Origin of the sequence: Vibrio sp. SCSIO 43140 (assembly GCF_023716585.1) — a bacterium.
Lineage (GTDB): Bacteria > Pseudomonadota > Gammaproteobacteria > Enterobacterales > Vibrionaceae > Vibrio > Vibrio maritimus_B.
In genome coordinates this window covers 1001230-1018689 of sequence record NZ_CP071850.1, presented here as the reverse complement: position 1 = coordinate 1018689, position 17460 = coordinate 1001230, and the positions used below count along the sequence as shown (strand labels likewise).

Below are 17460 nucleotides of genomic sequence, written 5' to 3'. Positions count from 1 at the left end.
GTCACCAAACCTATTCGAAGATTACCCCAACAACAGCATATAACGAAGCTTCTTTAATACAAGTCTTCGTTATATAAAAAACAAGAAACTACACATAATATGGAAAATGAAGAGATTTTGCTCTTACCAATAATAGGGAACTCACTGCTACTCCAATCCTCTCACCGACAATCTAAAACCACACTGTGAAGTAAAATGTTGTAACTTGCTGGTTAGCAAACCACTCTTTATCAGTTCAGTCACTATAACTTTTTCGACACCTCTGTACACCTTAACTTCACAAGAAAAGTATTCACACTCTGCTTCGATCGCTTAATCTGTAATCCAAACTAGCCCTTCAACAATTTGGATCAGCTTGCAATTAATGTGAGTATAGTTAGCGCCAGTATACATTGAATTGCTGAGTGGGATTGTCGTAGCGGTAGCATAACAAGCGCTAAAGGAGTTAACATAAGTTGTGTCATGTAACATTGACCCCGCATAATTCAATTTTTAGTGTCCTATCTTACCTTCTACGACAAACAGGTGAGTAACACCATTTATAAATACTCTGAGTTCTAGACGCCAAGACATGGTTCGCAAAATCTCTAGTTCAACAAGAACTTTTATCTAAGTAATGAGAGTATCTTCAATGAATTTTAGGGAGATATACTGATGATTTACTGTGTAACCGATTGGTTTAATTACGAACTAGTGGAAGCCAAGGACCCTCTACATGCTGCCCAGAAAATAACTCAAATGAAAAATATTAGAACAATCCCACCTCATAAGCTGATGCCTTACTCAGTGACTTGTGCTATGAGTGCATTGTATGAAGGAGATATAGAGAGAGTGATGGAATCTTGCAGCGACGATATGCAGAGAGTACTCATACTAAACTTACACAAGCACACCCACCATTTTGAAATAGTTTAGTTTATCTACCTTACTATATAATTCATATTTCCAAAAGCATGTGTAATTGAAAGGAAGTATTGTGACCACTCGACTGCTCGCAACAGAGGGGCCTATTCGATGGTCTTTCTCGGTTATGCAAAACACTACCAAACAAAAGCAAACACTAGAAACCCAGTGACCAAAAGGGTATAAGTCATCCACATAGGAAGCAAACCATAGTTGTTCAGCAAGAATACCTCGAGAGTTGAAGTCTTACAACTAGTGATACATGAAGGCTACTCTATATCTTTATGCGCTCCTTGCTGTGCTGATACAGAACTATCGTGCATAAGTCTTTATCAAAGGTATATCTCATTAGGTTTAGTAATGCTCCTATATACTGAACAAAACAAGTAATGGGGCAAAGACGTGTTAGATGACAAAATCGACCATATAGATAAAAACCAATGAAATGGAATGCGTTATCTTAAACGTCAAATAGAACTAACGGTCTATGATACGCGGTAACCTTTTGGCGCTCTTTGCTTCGGTTGTTATAGAGTATCTTTTCGACCCTCTTGGATGTTTCTACTTCATCAGCAAGGATTCCCAAAAGCGTTTGTTTTTCCTCTTTCGTGGAAACTAAGTCTTTCCAAGCAATCATAAAATCAAACGCTTCACCGTGACGAAGGAGCCTTGCAGGTACACCACCGTTGCCAATACCACCAATAAACATTCCGTAACGCAAGAATGGGTGTACTACTCTATGGTTCTGAGCTTTCTTGCTGTACGTAATAGCATCATGGGTTGTAACACTATCAACTTTCGTTTCCACTACCACTCTCGGTGTCCACGTAGCATCATCAATCCATTCGTAGATTAAAATATCCGTCTCGAATTTGGTTTCAATGCAATCTGCTATGTCATTTCTGTACTGGCGTACCTCATTGGCATAACATAGTTTTTGGGCAACATCTGCAGCGTATTTTGGTGAAATACTTTGCAGGTGGTTATGGATTTCTGCTGCAACCTTTTTAGCCCACTTGGTTTCTTTTGTTTCTCTCATATCACTAGCCTTTCTTCTTGCTTGCTACGTCTATATAGTTTTATAGGCATCTTACTGGCATGAAGAAAAGTATGTCGATTGTTGCTCAATAAAAGTGAGATGGCTGACGGTTGAAACTCAAAAAGGGGCAAACGTGCGCTGCAGTTATTTATTAATAGGGAAGTGCTTTTCCTCATACTCTTCAAGCAACGCAGCTAGCCTTTCAAGCTCGTCAGCTTCAGGAGTGCCTGGTTCGGTTGCATCAAACAGTGATTCAACTTGCTTCAATGCGGCCCTGTAATCACTTTCAGAGATGCCAAGCCCTAACTCATCTAATGTTACCTTCGCTAGTTCGTCTCTATGCGCAGTATGAGGGGTAATCCCCTTGACCAGTTCTTTTTCAGATAAACGTTTTTTGCTCATAGCTTGTCGTTCCATTCAAAATGCGACTAGATAATTTATAGCACACTGAGTTATCAGCTATACCGTAAGCTTTGTCCTGAAACACGCAATGAGGCAAAAGTGTGTAGGCTCATTTATAATTGCGTAACAACGGAATACGCAGTCATACCATCGACTAGCCCTTTTTCGGCCATCTACTTCTTGTTACCCTCAGCAATGTTCCATTCTGGAGCCTTACCTAAATCCTGCAAAACGTCGCTGAGACTATTCTCGACAAACAAGCTATGATAATACAGAAGCACCATATTGGATTAACTAGGAGTTTGTAATGCTGTTGGCTAGTAAGATTTTACAAAGCTATGTAAATTGGGTTGATAACCATATTGTCGAGATAGCCTACGTTGGCTCTATCTTCGTTGTTATCCTGACGTTGTTCTTGCATTTTTTGTAATCTGCTGAGTTAAAGATATCTCCGTCACCAATTGCCAGCGTCCATTATGACTCAAAGTGTACTCACTTCATTCTCTGTAACATCAATACATTTTACTGATACTTAATTTGAAAACAGTTCAATTATCAGTAGCAATTAACAGAAAAACCATCAAGCCGAAACTCAATGGTTTTGATTATCTACTGCTTGTTCAGCAGGTAGGTTGCCTTCTTCCTGACCTATTCTTAGCTGCCTATGCGGCAGGTCACGTCCGTACGTGGTGAAAACTACACGACTGTCTGTTTCTTAGCTGACTATGCGGCAGGTCACTGTAAACTCTAGACCATAACCGCCTGATAGTTCTATATTTACGTCACAGAAATCCAAAAATACCCTTTTTTACGCCACCTTTTTAACTCACTGTTTTTATTAGAACTAAAATACTTGTCTTAAAAAGGGTCAAAAATGAATATCAGGTACGGTTCCTCGTTTATCTTGGTTGGTGGCGAATCCATAGCTATTAAAACTAGCACGGACGCGCTCGCCAACACGTTCTTTTTGAACATGTAAAATGAAGTTCTGCCTAGACGAGCCACTAGAAATGGGAATTCGATGGAAATGTTCAACCTCGCGCTCTTCATCTGCCTCGGGTAATGATTCAGCACCTGTTAGTTCTGCTCTAATCATACTGCGTTTCATTCTTCGCTTTTTAGAACCAATGAAGCTTTTGCCTATCGTCTGATTTCTGACAAACCTGACTTCAGCAGCCCCTTCTGGAGCTTTGCTCACTGCTGATAGTTCAAATAGCTTTTCTTCTTTCATAACAGAAAAGTAAGGCTGAAAAGACAATCCAATCAAAAGCTCTTTATCTTCTGAAACAAAAGCGATGGTATTACCAATGGTATCGACTCTCCAGCTCGGAAAATTCACTCCTATTTGGTTCATGGCCTGTTTATTATTGACCATAAACTTGTGCATTTGACTAATACAGCGCCCTGCAAGTAGGCCACAGTCTGCCTGTGATGGAAGGTAGCGTATACAAAAGTAATATCGTTGCTTCATGCTCGCCTCACTTAGCTTTACCACTTGAACCGTTGAATAGACCACCCTTGACCAATACGGACATAATGAAGTGAACCTCATTGGGAATCACTTGGGTTTCGTTCATTGTTTTAGTCCAAGCCTCTGTGTCTTTGATCAAATGATAAAAGTCATTTTTTAGCGCAACATGCCTTCTCGCAATTACATATTCTCGATCAGCACCATACTCATTCACCCGTAGAGGTTTGTCTGCATCTTCATGCCACCAATCATCGATTGATTGCAGTGCAGCGCCAATTTTCTGTCCGTGAAACGCAGCGGTTTCTTTACCATTTTGCAGTTCTACCGTTGCTAATTTTTTAGTCGGCACCCCATCTTCTCTGCTGTCTAGAAATTCTTGGCTCGGGTATATTTCATCTCCCCATCCAACAGACAGTTTGGCTCGAATATCCATGTAGAAATACTCAGAACGCTCTGACAACGCACGAGTAAGATAAGCCGTCAATAACTCAAGGCTTTGCGTAGATGATTCATCCCATTTACCATACCAAGAGAGCCTTGTGGCATCCTCCACCACTATTTTTCCTTTGTCGCTCGTCGTCACCTCAATAGACAAACCTCGACACTCTTCATTTCGCCACAGCCATTTACCTGACAAAATATTTTTGGCGTAACGGTGCGCCAGCTCTTGGTAGCCATTAAGCTCTTTATAGGTAGCAGCCAACGACAGCAACGCGTCGCGAACACCATTATCATTGCAAACCTCAGGGCTTAGAGAATTGGCTCGAATACGAAGAGAAAAAGCGCAATAAATATCATCTACCCCAGGGGTAACGTAGCACTCTTCAATATACTGAGGGTTGGCGTAAGCTAAGTCTTGAGGGGCCACGTTTTTAGGAGAGAATTTACTGTCATTATATGCTTCAGCATATCCTCCTTTTGGTGCTCGTAATCGTGTCCTATCAACACCAATAGGACACATCTCATCATTCTTTGATAAGTAGTAAAAATACGCCTTCCCTGAGGACAGAGAACGAACATAATTAAGCTGGCTACACAAATCCATAAGCATCTAATTCCTCGAGTTTTTTATAAGAATAGTTTCGCCACTGGATTCTATCGACCAAAACGCTCGCTCAAAATAGTGACCTCGCCCACCAAATCGAACTTCAATCGGATTTACTCGCCTCGCAATCCCTAACGCATTCTCAGCATAGGCATGATGTTCCATTATAGAGTTCGCACGGACTGCCGGTTTTTCTAACAAATGATAACCAAGGGAGACAGGGATGTTATCGCTATCATCGACAATCATTTTTTCAAGTTCATCAAAGTTAATCGGTTGCTGCTCATTAGGGTACAGCCAACGCCCGTAAGCCGGAGTACCCTTGATAGTATGAAACAGTTCAGATTGGCTGCTAAACGTTGTCAACCAATTCACTTCAGCTGAAATCTGCGGCTGAAATAAATATCCTCCCGCAAAGGCCGTTGGTAACGTTGCTTTTAATTCAGATAAGTAGTCCGACAATCGCTCGCTACCATTGACTCGAATCACCATATCTATCTCTAAATCGGCTAAACTCTCACTGCGGATCGTCGACCGTTTGGCATTTGAAACCGTTCGCTTAGTTACAACAGAGTTCGGTTCGGTCAGTTTTGCTGTAGATTGGATATCTTCGCTTCGAATGAAAAATGAGAAGCTCGAAAACTCAAACTGTGAGTCGCTTCCTATCAACAGATTAAACTCTCTTTGATAGTGGTGCATGAAGCCCCAAATGGCCGTAAGTGATGGTGCGCCACACAAATATGGGCAGCTCATCGCCACGGCATCTTGAACTCGCATGGAAGAAAGATAAATGTATTGCTCGCTTTGGACCGTCTCATCACTAGTGCCTGGTTTGCTCAGTTGGCTAAGTACCCACACTATCTGAGCTTTAACAACTTGTAGCAACCTTGGGTGGTAGGCGAACTTATGAGTAAATTTATTCTCCTGAAACGCATAGTGAAGCCGATGGTTGAATTGCGTTGCGAGTGATTTCAGCTCTATTTCAGACAGCGTCAAAAAATCATGGACTAAAGGATCATCATGTTCTAAACGCTGTTCGCTTGGGGTTAAATCTGCTCGGTCTCGCAGTTCAATCAATGGCAGCATCCATAGCGCTATCTGCTTTCTTAGGATTTTACTTTGAACATTACGTGCTTTGTCTCTTTGCTTTTTGGTTTTAAGGGGTTCGGCTCCAATCATCCTATTGAGCACCTGACAAATCCGATAATTCGTCACCTGATAGTCGTCAAGGTAATGCCCTGTTTTGCTACGACTTGCCGCTAGCGTTCCTTGTGGTGCTGATTTAATCTCAAGCGGATAGTTCATCACCTTCATAAAGCCCCCAAGACTCCCACACAAACTACCAATACTGGCAGAGTTGGGCAGTGAAGAGGTTACAAAACTAAGCTTACTGTCTTTATCACGAGCCCGAACTTCTAACTCTCGCTGTATTGAATTATTCACGACTGGCGTGATGGAAACATAATCACCACCACACGGAAATCGCATTTGCTTACTATACGAACTAACTGATGTTGGAAAGGTTGAATCTGGAACTTGAGCGTTAATCGCCTTTTGCAAAGCGACGAGCGATTTGGTCCCTAATCCAAATTCTTGCAACAACGCCAACCAAATCGGCTGTCCTTCTCGCACCAGCGTGAGAACATTGGTTGATTTGGATTGCCAACGAAAAGGATTCAATAGCCACAATACATGTCGGTAGTATGCTGAGTTGTGTGCCCAGCCTAAACTCGGCTCAAGACTTCTTCCCGAAATAAACACTTCATCCGTTGGAAGCGGTTTTGCGATGAGCCTTTGCTCTCTTACGCGGCAGTCCGGAAACTTCAAATTGTGAGAGTGAAACCATTTCAACTCTGCCAATGATGACTCTATGTTTTCTGAATCGCTCAAATGCTGCTTCGCACGGAGTTTGTCTAACCAATCCTTGCATTTATCGCCTTTATGATGAGAGCTGAGGTTAGCTAGTACCGTTAAAGCCTCTTCCTCAAGCCCATCAACTTCTACGTCGGCAGTGTAAGGCATAAACCATTTTTTCATTGCCGTTTGTTTTACCGCAACATCTTCGATTACCAGCAAATCTGCTAATTTAGTCATGCTTACCACTCCGGTAAATAAACGTTAAGCCCATCGGTTTCCGAGCACATTCGAGTTAACTTTGTTTCTACAATGCTTCGTAGAGTGAAGGCGGACTCATGGCTGGCTATTTTGGTGTGCATACGCGGCCTGATAGCCGCCTTGATCTCTCCGAACTCATACAGCCTATACACTTCATCCGTAGTGCAAGAAAGCAATGTAGATGCCTCTAAAGGGCTTAATAGCACATCTGCGATGTTTCCCTTCGATGACGCTGGATTGTACGCCACAAGCTTAGAAAGCTTATTGAGCACTTCCGTCAAGACTACATTTTTACCTAACTCTCGGCTCGGTAGATGACGACAATCCTTCAGTACACTACCAAAGGCTTCTGAGAAGAAAACCTTTCTCCAGTCTTTAATTCGAATAACGTCTGCTTTTTCAACCAACGAATCGAGCTCTTGCCCAAGACTACCAGGCCAGGCTAAACAGTAATCAACAAATGAGTCAAAGCTAATATCATCTGTGTCACCGTACCGATTTAAATACCAAACTAGAACACCGAATCGCTCTGATAGGGTCATTGCTTTGCTCATCAAACCTACTTCTAAGCTATTCTCTCCACTCAGCCACTTTGCCGTCATTAATTCCGCGTACGGTGCTGTTTCAACCTCGCTTTCTCGCAGATCGAAACCACATTCACAATGTGTGATGCTCTCGGTATTTTGATATTCAATTATCGATTTGCACTCAGGACAGCGATCAATCAATTCACATTGATGCTTTTCACAAGCTTGGATAGGAACAAAGTGCCAGCTTTGACGAATGTAAGGTGCTTCAGCCAAACAATCTGGACAGATCGGTGTAAAACGCTTTCGAAGAAATACGAAAGGGTAATCGACTCCAAAACGGTGAACAGCTTTGTAACCCGGAGAGAATATAGATTTGGAATGATTTAACGCAAGCCTAAGTGCACCATGCACATTGAAGCCTAATCGCCTTTCAAGCTGGATGAGCGCTCTAACCCGCATTTGGCTCGTGGTTTGAGCGTGGTAGGTATTAACGCGATTGAGCTCTAACGGGAAAGAACCGGGAATTGCTTCATGAGCGTTTAATGTTTCATACCAAATATCTTCAGCGAAGTCAGAGTAGCGCTCATAACCTTGAAACTGGCTCAAGCGCAACAGAAAGCTTTCAAGCGATTCATCAGGGTAAAGCTGAATGTCCGTATTCATATGCCACCGCTAAAACTTAGATTACCTAAGTTTTATTCTTAAGTGTCTTTGTACAAAAAGCAATTTAAGTTCTTCAAATCTGTTAACCTCATCTAGTACGTCACACTCAGCTGTACCAATCTTCATAGCCATCATAATAGTCAGGTTGTTGAATGCTAATGACACACAGCCTAGCTTACTTTTTCTAAAAGAACTCTTCACACACCTCTGCCCCGAGGTTTGTTTCAAGGCAAGTCTTACGGTATAGCCATCGTCTCAATATGCGATAAATAATTTAATATCATCTTTAAATGGAAAAGCGAGTTATGAGCAAGAGACGACTATCAGAAAAAAACTAGTCGAGGGGATGACACCTTATACTGCACGTGCTGATGAGCTAGATACGGCAAAATTGAATGAAATGGGTTATCGGCCATCGGAAAGTGATTACAAAGCCGCATTGAAGCGGATTGAATGCTGACTATTGCGGAACTCATTCCATGCGCCGTACTAACGCCACTTTAATCTATGCCAGAACGAAAAACATCAGGGCTGCACAGATCCTACTTGGGTATTCGAAGCTAGATAACACAATTCGATACCTTGGCGTTGAGCTAGAGGATGCTCTGAGGTTATCTGAGAAAACAGATTGCCAAACGCAGTGAAACAGGCTTTTCTCTATCTTTGAAAAGCCTGTATGTCCCTAATCCTAACTATCTAATATTAAGCTTATAATAGAACAATAGCCTCAGGGACGTATCCTCCTGCTTTCGCAATTTTTTGCTTAAGCTTGTATAAATTGTCGCTAGGCATACCTACCCATTTTCTGAGCTCCTCGACATGTCGGTACAATTCTAAAGAACTAATGTTGGTGATAATTGCAATTCTATCATTTGGGTGAACTATTGGTTCTCGATCATTCAAGTCGGTTGGATACTCCAAAATATTTTGATCTTCAAACTCCATAGTTTCTGCTGTCATATGAATCAAAAAGTGGTAATTCATATTTTCACTTAAATACACCTCGCACCTGATATCACTCCACCAATCTGGTTTAGGTTCCAGTTTTCTGGGAGAAAAGATAGGTTGTTCTCCAAAAGGGCTATGACTTGAGTAGATATTTTTGTAACTGCTAGCACTTCCTAAAATCTTTTCTATTTCTTTGTTTATTGGATAGTTAGCCGATGATTCAGATTGTAATGTTAATATGCGATCCCCAGTCATTACGATAGACGTTCGATCTTTAGTCGGGTTAATGTTGATTGATCGTTCGCTACCAAACTCATACTCGATTACGTATTGTTTTAAGCGCCAGGCTAAGTACAGACTATGGAAAATTCTTTCGTCTGAGATTGTAACATTTTCGATCGTTAGTTTATCTTTTGAGTTCCAACCTTGTTTCGCAGTATTTGCCCATTTAAATGCCCTCGATAGCCCTGAATCTAGAAGGTGTTTTTGATAGTTAACGCAAACACTTTGAAATTCTTTATTGGTTATAAGGCTATTAATATTATCAATAGTTTGCTCTCGGCTGACGGGAGTTTCCAAGTCATCAGCCTCGTTGGAACTACAGTGGTTGATTATCGCATCCAAGTAATCTGAGTTTGAGAGCATAGTGAGGATCTTTCTGTAAAAGCGATTCTCAGTAACGGGTAACAAGCTCGAAAAGAAAGTATCTAGGTCAGGGTATAACTCAGCATATTCGAACCTTCCAGGATTCCTGCGTGGAGCACCACATAGCTCAGTAATCCTTTCTATCAGATTTGGAGAAAGAGTCCCTTTTCCAGTCTTCATTTCACTTAAACGTGTCTCTTTAATGCCGAGCGCGAGCGCGAGGTCTTTTTGCTTTTTACCAAGGCTTTCAAAATGAGCGATTGCATGGGTTACCCACAAAATCAAGTCGTTTTTGGTTAGATGTAGCATTGTGTTTCTCCATTTGGAAGTTGAAGAAACAATACCAATTGGGCTCTTAATTGTAATTACAAAAATTTCGTAATTTTACGTAATTTATTACATCTCAAGTATAAAGTGAGACTTTGGTAGTTAAGGTGATGTTATATAATTTCTATTTATCAGTAGGTTATTCATTTTCAGGTAAGATTCATCAATTGCTGCGGTTCGATCTGCACCTGTGATACTGGACGCTCAACTAAGCAAGTTGCCACACTTCAGTTAATTCATGCTTTACTAAATTAGGCAAAGTGCAACTTGGAAGTATCTAAGGACGTGCTGACGTCGATCCCGGCAAACATGCCTTTACCCCATTCCTTGCTAACTATGCTCAATCTTACAAATCACATAAGTTGAATTGACCCACTATTTTATATCAGTGTGGTCTCTGGTAAGTCGGACCTAACCAAAATCTCGCTTATTGATCATGTACGATAAAGTTACGGGTATGTGATTAGTTTCTCAAATTTAATCCACTTAAATGCTAAGGTTATTATGTAGGACGACAAGTATTAAACAGTCGCCACCTTTCCTAAAAGCAAGGAGGTAACATGAACTATCAAACCGCAGTTGAAAATGCATATGCTAAACAAGTGGATACATTGTTCTCTGTCTTACTTCAAAAACTAGTATCCTCAGACGGTTCTGAGGATATGGAGTGTGCAAGTGAGACTTACTTTAGTGGCTTACAAACTGTAGAATACGCAAAAAATATCGCTTTAAACCCGCCAGAAGGAATGAAGTTTTTTGACGGCTTCCATAGTACCGGGGTTAATCATATACCTGTATATCCACCTAATCAGGCCAAAAGTGCTCTGGACGTTATTGGTGAAACAGACAAGCCTTGCCCTAATTGTGGTTCACCTATGGAAATATGCACTTGCTCCTCATAGTAGACTAGTCTTTTGCGAAAGGTTTATTCAATGTCATTTATCTATTTTCTCGTGCTAGTTGAGGTGTAACTGGCACGATTGCTTATGCCTATTATTGGTAGATACTATCGTCTGATTGATTTCAAAAACGTTCACCATTTTTACACTGTCAGTTCACTTGACAAAGGTTATTAAACCGTTTTAGTCAACATATCTTTGTCCATCTGTGTGCCAGCGAGACCTATGCTAACTAATCTTTGCTCCAAAGTTATTTAGGTTCGAAGAACATCTCTCTTGTTTTTCTACTAATTAGCCTGAGCTAAAATCATTCAATCAGTATCATCTAAATTTAGGTGACCAAATTCACCGTATTACTACACCATTGAATTTGTGTTTTGTGTATAAGATGAGCCTTATCACATATTGAAATGCGAAATGTACTAAGTTGGATATTTGAGTGCAACATAATAAGGAGGCTAGGATATGGAAGAACAAGTCGAAGATGGCGTTTATGAGACCAGTGTTTCACGCGGAAGCATAATTACAGAAAAGCTAATGAAAAGTAGACGGACGTGCCTCGTCTTTCCGGAACGAATATTAGCTATTGTTACCGTTGGCGATACTGATGAAGTTGAGGACTATACATTAGACACCAACCTAATCTACAAAGAAAAGTTATTCAGAGCTTCGAGTGTAGGTAATAGTTTATTTCTAGAAAACCTGTCCTCAAGTAATCAAAGCAGACCTTTAGTGAAGCTCTATGTCGTATTAGAAAGCACAACTGTCGGTGTGAGTACATTTATCAATGGAAGTTACGCGTCAAGTAACCATTTTATTCGGAGGGTGGCATTTAATTAATTCAATTTATGCACCTACAAGTGCGTATCATGTCACTGCAAACTTATGTCAATAGGTTTACTGAAGGGGTATGTAAAACGAACATGCCCCAAACTTCACAGAACCTGTAAACGGAACACCTGACCAGTGCAACAATAGATCAAGTTAATCTAATCCGTAATTTGTTCTCTTAAACGAAATTTTTCCGTAATTCGACCCCGCAACTATCTGCCGACTCACATAACAGGTTGATATCTGTAGAGTTTTATATTAAATGGCAGCAACAAGTCCATGGTAATATTGCTGGGGCTACCGCTAAAGAGAGTTTTGAATCCATTTTTCAGTAGCCGTTTACTGCCGTTAGTGACGACTGGCATCTGATAGAAAACTTGGTTATTGCAGCAGATGTTGTTTTATCAAGCACAGTGCTGCTATCTTCAGAAAAAAGGCTTACTTTAACTATCAAAAAACGCCGAAATAACACGTTGCTTGAAATGACCAAGCTTCAGTTCTTCCTGCAACAGAGTTGAATTCGATAGTCCAACTGATTGTGCTTCCGAGTCGTGCCAGTTCAGATAGAAACCGGAGGTTTTATATAGAGTCTTACTTGTACGTTCACTCACGCTAACTTTTGCTTCACCCGTGAAGTCACTTAACTCCTTAGTATGTTGTTTTAAATATAAACATGTCTCTGGGATGTCTTGCTCAATTCGCTCAGCGAACCCTATTAGCTTTTCTTCGGCAAAGGTATACAACCAAGCTTCTTGGTTTGAAGACTTATTCACTCTCAAGATTCGCCCCAACACTTGCCTAAAATACAACTCGGTTTTTACTGCGCTCAGATGACAGCAAACTTGCAACCTCGGTATATCTGTACCTTCGCTTATCATTCCGACACTGACAATCCATTGAGTATTGGAGTGTCGAAAAACCTCTATCTCCTCCAACGGGTTCTCATGCTGGTACGTTACGATACTCGCTGATTGACCAAAATGTTGGATCAATAGTGATTGAATAGTCTTAGCATGATGTACAGATGCAGCGACGATAAGCCCACCTGCCTCTGGAGAGCTTTGTCGAATCTCATTCAGCTTATTAACGCCTAGTTCGAGTAAGTGGGTCATCGCTGACTCGTTTTGAATCACACTGCGGTAGGAAGCATTTGATTGCTTGAGCATTTCCAGAATAGATGCGTACTTTTTAACTTCGGTACCCTCCGTTAGTGAAAGTTGCTCGCTGTCTACCAAGACAATCTTGGGAGCACGGCATACTCTCTCTTGTACTGCACGTCTTAAATCGTATTGATAATCGCAAAGCAAACAACCGTCGGGGTCGGTATACTCCGCCATCGCTATAGGTACGCTATCTGAACGCCATGGGGTCCCCGATAATGCCAATGTATATCGAGCAAGGCCTTGTATCTTTGTGATAACTTGCTCACCCCAAGCATTTGAACGACCTTCGTCATCAAATGAACAGTGATGGATCTCGTCAAAAACACCCAAGACGCGATACTTTCTTATGGTGTTCCAAAAAGCATCATCTAAAAAACGGATAGACTGGTACGTATAGGAAGCGCCCATAGCTCCCATACCACCATCAAAAGAACAATTTAAATGCCTAGCAAACGTCTCTTTAATTCCAAGTGCGACGATGGAAGATGGAGAGAAACAGAGAACAAGGTCAATTTTGTCCTCTTGAATCAAGCACTTCGTCAGTTCAGCTGCCATCACCGTTTTACCGGCACCGGGCGTTGCTTGGCAAAAAAAGTGCCTTGTTGAAACCTTATACTTTTCGAGTGCAGCGGCAACACACTCTTCCTGCCACAGCCTCAGCATGAGAATGAGCCTTCTGTTTTGGATACCAATAGAACCTTAGACAAGGCATTAATCTTGCCCAACAACTTAGCTGAATACTCCTTACTTTCAGTAAACATGGTCAGAAACATATCTTTTTTCTTCGGAAATCGTTCCATCAAAGATTGATACTCTTCGACTTCACTGAGCACAATAGCAAGCTCACCTTCGTATTTACTTTTCTCTTTTTGCAAAACCCTCAAATCAACGTGTTCTAGTGTACTTGGTGCGGCTACGACTTCATTTAAATCACTATTTAGCTTACGCGGAGTCAAAAAGAGAGATTTCATCAGCTCAGTTTTTCGATACTTTTTCGATCTATTGTGCCCCTTGGAGATTAGCCAACCTTTGCGCTCAAACGCCAAAATTTGCCGATAGACATACTTCCTAGCTTCCTGTTGGTTTTTAAATTCTTCGCTTAGGTCCATCAAAGCATCTCTTGCCTCTGTTACCGAAAAGTTATCCATCTCTTTTTTTATCAGTAGGTTAAACATGTAGGCATTGATTTTTTGGGGCTGTGTCATTTGATCATTCATACGCATAAAAACTTAGGATTGCTAAGTATACAAAAATCAGTAAAACTTAGACAATCTAAGTTATCGAAAGGTTGACAAGAAATGTCTAAGTGCAAAAAGACAACCCAATCCCAGCGAGGCTCAAAGCTGCGCGTAAAAAAGCCAAGATCACCCAAAAAGATTTAGGGGTGAAAATAGGTATGGAACCAAGCTCTGCTAGTGGACGAATGAACCATTATGAGAAAGGTAGGCACGTGCCGGACATTGGTACGCTTGAACGCATGGCTGAAGAGTTAAATGTGCCGCTGAATTACTTTTTTTGTAGGAATGAGTTAAGTGCTGAGTTGGCGTGTGCGATTGATAAACTGAGTGATAAAGAGAAGGCGACCCTATTAGAAAAACTGACACAACCTAGTTAACTCTAAGCAAGATAGTTCACTAACCAACAAGTTGCTGTATCGATAATTTGCTAAACACCTGCTTTACAAAGCAAAGTTCACCAGTCTCGGCATCGGTAACATAATTTTCATAAGAAGCTATTTGCTCTATAGTTAGAGCATCTATCTGCACAGTGAAAGGATTTGTATCATTGGGATCGTTAATTTTCTCGTAAACAGCAGCAAAGTCCTCCTCGTCAATACAGTCCTTCTTTTTCTCCAAAGCGACCTCTAGTGCGGCTGCAATTAACTCTTTAATCTCACCAAGTACACCTTTGCTTGCCGATAACAATCTCATTGCGAAATCAACGTCTGTCAACGGCACCTTGAATCTTAAAGGCACTGCCTTTTCGAGAGCATCTAAAACATCTAAATAATTGTCAATTGCAGGCTCATCTGTGATCTTAATGTAAGGGAGTGTGCGTCGAACCATAATTCGCCTATTCCACTGAGAGTCTTCTAAAATTAGCCCAGCACTATGAAGTCCTACAAACACAATCGGCAAATGACACTCATCACTAATCATTTTGAGACGGTCTCTAATATCCTGCCTCTGGTTATGACTGGTTCGTTCAAACAACTCTTGGCACTCCTCAATCACTAATAATTTAAGCCCAACTCTTTTCGATGTTTCAATCACACAATCCGTTAATCCGATCTCTGAAGGCTTAGCTCTGCTATATCTATAAGCTCCAAGTTCTTTGGCCATCCATAGTAAAGTCTCAAGTAACGTGGGTCTTACACGAGTAATAAGAACTTCATTCCTTGATAAGTTTTTCTCGATAAAATGATTAATTGTGGCTGTCTTTCCTGCACCGGTGCCAGCTGTCAGAAGCATTGATGGCGCAAAAGTGCCAAACTTCCTGCGTCTCATTATCCACTCGAGTCCAGAGAGGACTTTTTCAACCTCTGGGTAAATTGAAAAAGAGTCATGATAGTTTGCTAAAACTTCATCCCGCTCCAAATTCCTTCTCACTGTGGTCACAACTATTCCCTCCGGTTTTTGCGCTCGTTCCATTTAGACCTAAAGTTCTCTAGCGGAGTTGTTTGAGAATTGGTTTCCGGCTCTGAGATACTAAAGCGTGATTTTGACGCTCTATCACTCAGCTTGGAGTGAGGGGTATCGCTGTTAACACTGGATATCTCTGCAACTTTCTTGGTCGATTTCGTTTTTCGTTTGCGTTCAGAATGCGTTAACTTCATTAAGTCTGCTTGTTCTGACTCAATTCGGTCATGCAGAGCTAGTCGAGCTTTTGCTAATGACAGTACATCCATTTCGCCTTTTATATAGGTTCTATGAGCCGCCAAAATCTTTTCGTGCTCGCAAACGCTCAATCTAACGGTGTAACCAATTGGATCCTTACTTGGAACCTTCACATATCCTTTAAGCTCCTCGAGGTATACGTAGATAGCGGATAAATCATCTGGATCTACTTTTATTTTCTTTTTCAACGACTCTTTTGTTTGGGGGTACGTCTTCCTATAATCAGACAACGCTACACAGTCATAGTCTATATGCATGAACTTAATGCCTTTGTCAGTCAGCTTTCGATGCTGAAGAATCCCCATAACTACGCTAAATGCTTGCTCCTGATCGGGTAAGAGTTTTAATGGTGGTAAAACGTCATAGCTTTGCTTCCAGTAAAGGTTTGGTATTCTTTTATGACGACTATCAGCATTAACATTGTGCACGTCTACTATCCAACGGTGGAACTCTTCTACGAAAGTACCAAAACGCATGACTGCATCTTTTTCTGGTTTGTAGTCTTCTTTTTCCAGCACGTTAGAGAATGTTTTACCCGGCACCCAGCCAACAATCCCTTGAACAATTTCACCAAATTTACGTTCAACAAATGGCTTTAACCATGGTTTGCGAACCTTGTTATAAACGACATTTATCCCAACCTCCAAGCATGCATCCTCCCAGCTTTTTGACCAAAACTCCGCACCGTTGTCGACCACCAAGTTCTCTATTTTCCCCTCGCAAAGCCATTCATTGTTGAATGAAATAGGCATTTCAGAAATGTAGCTCTTACTTTTTGTCGCATGAATAACGGCTCTGGATGCCGACACATAACTAGGAGCTTTAAAGCCTAGATGAAAGCCGATTATGCACCCACTAAAAACATCTACGAGCAGTGTCAAATGTGCTCTACCCAACGGCACCATGAGGTCATCATGCAATAAAATCAAATCCAAGGGGGTGTGATCCATTTCAACTCGTTCCAAAACTCGAGTCGGCATATCCACAGATTGATAATAGTTATAGAGCTTATCTGCGTAGTATTTACCGTGCCGAGCGAGCGCGACGCTGTATGGCTCCTCTTTACGAATACGATTCTTAAATGCTTCATATGAGACTTTCGGTATTTTTCCGACGACTATCTTATCGTTAGCTACAGTAATCCTATCGCTGTAGAAGATGAATGCCGCTCTAATCGACTGTCGCCTAGCGTCTAAAAACATCTTCAGAGCTTCATCATAGTATTTTTCATCGCCAATAACTCTGGCTTCTCTGTTACCTTTAAGGTGGTTTTTATCGACCAAGCTAGTAAAACTTCCATTCGAGTCAATAAATGAGTTATGCCATCGTTGCAGTGATTTATAGCTAGGTTTCTTGGTAAGACGTGTTTTGGAAAAATGTTTTTCAATTAGAGGGTTGAGATTTTTAGGAGTCCAACCTCCGCTAAGTTCATTCGCAACTAAGCATAGCAATTTATATCTTTCGAGCGCTTTGCTCTTCTGCTCCTCAGGATATGAAGAGAGGTCTCGCTCAATGATCTTTGTCGACTGTAACCTCGAATACTTAAGACGTTCTGTCTGAGTTTCAGGCAAAAGCTCATGCT

14 protein-coding genes and 1 pseudogene are annotated in these 17460 nt (G+C 41.2%); 4 read left to right on the top strand and 11 right to left on the bottom strand.

Going from position 1 to position 17460, the window contains the following annotated elements; genetic code table 11:
- Nucleotides 1-1363: 1363 nt before the first annotated feature.
- The 6 genes from J4N45_RS04895 to J4N45_RS04870 all read right to left on the bottom strand — a co-directional run bounded on the left by J4N45_RS04895 (nucleotide 1364) and on the right by J4N45_RS04870 (nucleotide 8168).
- The gene (locus J4N45_RS04895) at nucleotides 1364-1942 is read right to left on the bottom strand and encodes a hypothetical protein (protein ID WP_252013847.1); all 579 of its coding nucleotides are present in this window, start codon (nucleotides 1940-1942) and stop codon (nucleotides 1364-1366) included.
- 144 nt (nucleotides 1943-2086) lie between these two features.
- On the bottom strand, nucleotides 2087-2344 hold the full coding sequence (locus J4N45_RS04890; RefSeq protein WP_252013845.1) for a hypothetical protein: 258 nt from the start codon (nucleotides 2342-2344) through the stop codon (nucleotides 2087-2089).
- An 868-nt stretch (nucleotides 2345-3212) separates the two neighbouring features.
- Nucleotides 3213-3815: a type I-F CRISPR-associated endoribonuclease Cas6/Csy4 gene (gene cas6f / locus J4N45_RS04885; protein WP_252013844.1), complete on the bottom strand. Its 603-nt coding sequence runs from the start codon at nucleotides 3813-3815 to the stop codon at nucleotides 3213-3215.
- A gap of 7 nt (nucleotides 3816-3822) precedes the next feature.
- Nucleotides 3823-4860: a type I-F CRISPR-associated protein Csy3 gene (gene csy3, locus J4N45_RS04880; RefSeq protein ID WP_252013843.1), complete on the bottom strand. Its 1038-nt coding sequence runs from the start codon at nucleotides 4858-4860 to the stop codon at nucleotides 3823-3825.
- 6 nt (nucleotides 4861-4866) lie between these two features.
- Nucleotides 4867-6954 (bottom strand): type I-F CRISPR-associated protein Csy2, encoded by a 2088-nt coding sequence (locus J4N45_RS04875; RefSeq protein ID WP_252013841.1) that lies wholly within the window; start codon nucleotides 6952-6954, stop codon nucleotides 4867-4869.
- 2 nt (nucleotides 6955-6956) lie between these two features.
- Nucleotides 6957-8168 carry a TniQ family protein gene (locus tag J4N45_RS04870; protein WP_252013839.1) on the bottom strand — a complete coding sequence of 404 codons (1212 nt, stop codon included), beginning with the start codon at nucleotides 8166-8168 and terminating at the stop codon, nucleotides 6957-6959.
- 446 nt (nucleotides 8169-8614) lie between these two features.
- Here J4N45_RS04870 and J4N45_RS04865 point away from each other — a divergent pair.
- Nucleotides 8615-8812: pseudogene (locus tag J4N45_RS04865) on the top strand (integrase); the annotation flags it as partial.
- A 64-nt stretch (nucleotides 8813-8876) separates the two neighbouring features.
- Here J4N45_RS04865 and J4N45_RS04860 read toward each other — a convergent pair.
- Nucleotides 8877-10070 carry a helix-turn-helix domain-containing protein gene (locus J4N45_RS04860; protein ID WP_252013837.1) on the bottom strand — a complete coding sequence of 398 codons (1194 nt, stop codon included), beginning with the start codon at nucleotides 10068-10070 and terminating at the stop codon, nucleotides 8877-8879.
- A gap of 578 nt (nucleotides 10071-10648) precedes the next feature.
- On the opposite strand from J4N45_RS04860, the gene J4N45_RS04855 reads away from it, so the two are divergent.
- Together J4N45_RS04855 and J4N45_RS04850 are read left to right on the top strand one after the other, a co-directional pair.
- Nucleotides 10649-10990 (top strand): hypothetical protein, encoded by a 342-nt coding sequence (locus J4N45_RS04855; protein ID WP_252013835.1) that lies wholly within the window; start codon nucleotides 10649-10651, stop codon nucleotides 10988-10990.
- A 462-nt stretch (nucleotides 10991-11452) separates the two neighbouring features.
- The gene (locus J4N45_RS04850; protein ID WP_252013833.1) at nucleotides 11453-11827 is read left to right on the top strand and encodes a hypothetical protein; all 375 of its coding nucleotides are present in this window, start codon (nucleotides 11453-11455) and stop codon (nucleotides 11825-11827) included.
- A 434-nt stretch (nucleotides 11828-12261) separates the two neighbouring features.
- On the opposite strand, the gene J4N45_RS04845 is transcribed toward J4N45_RS04850, so the two are convergent.
- Nucleotides 12262-13644 (bottom strand): DEAD/DEAH box helicase, encoded by a 1383-nt coding sequence (locus tag J4N45_RS04845; RefSeq protein WP_252013832.1) that lies wholly within the window; start codon nucleotides 13642-13644, stop codon nucleotides 12262-12264.
- On the bottom strand, nucleotides 13638-14198 hold the full coding sequence (locus J4N45_RS04840; protein WP_252013830.1) for a VspR family transcription factor: 561 nt from the start codon (nucleotides 14196-14198) through the stop codon (nucleotides 13638-13640). Before J4N45_RS04840 ends, J4N45_RS04845 begins: the two co-directional genes overlap by 7 nt.
- 89 nt (nucleotides 14199-14287) lie before the next feature.
- On the opposite strand from J4N45_RS04840, the gene J4N45_RS04835 reads away from it, so the two are divergent.
- The gene (locus tag J4N45_RS04835) at nucleotides 14288-14596 is read left to right on the top strand and encodes a helix-turn-helix domain-containing protein (RefSeq protein ID WP_252013828.1); all 309 of its coding nucleotides are present in this window, start codon (nucleotides 14288-14290) and stop codon (nucleotides 14594-14596) included.
- A 19-nt stretch (nucleotides 14597-14615) separates the two neighbouring features.
- Here J4N45_RS04835 and J4N45_RS04830 read toward each other — a convergent pair whose 3' ends face one another.
- On the bottom strand, nucleotides 14616-15632 hold the full coding sequence (locus tag J4N45_RS04830) for a TniB family NTP-binding protein (RefSeq protein WP_252013826.1): 1017 nt from the start codon (nucleotides 15630-15632) through the stop codon (nucleotides 14616-14618).
- Nucleotides 15602-17449, bottom strand: a complete 1848-nt coding sequence (locus J4N45_RS04825) for an integrase catalytic domain-containing protein (RefSeq protein WP_252013825.1) — start codon at nucleotides 17447-17449, stop codon at nucleotides 15602-15604. Before J4N45_RS04825 ends, J4N45_RS04830 begins: the two co-directional genes overlap by 31 nt.
- Nucleotides 17450-17460 lie beyond the last annotated feature (11 nt).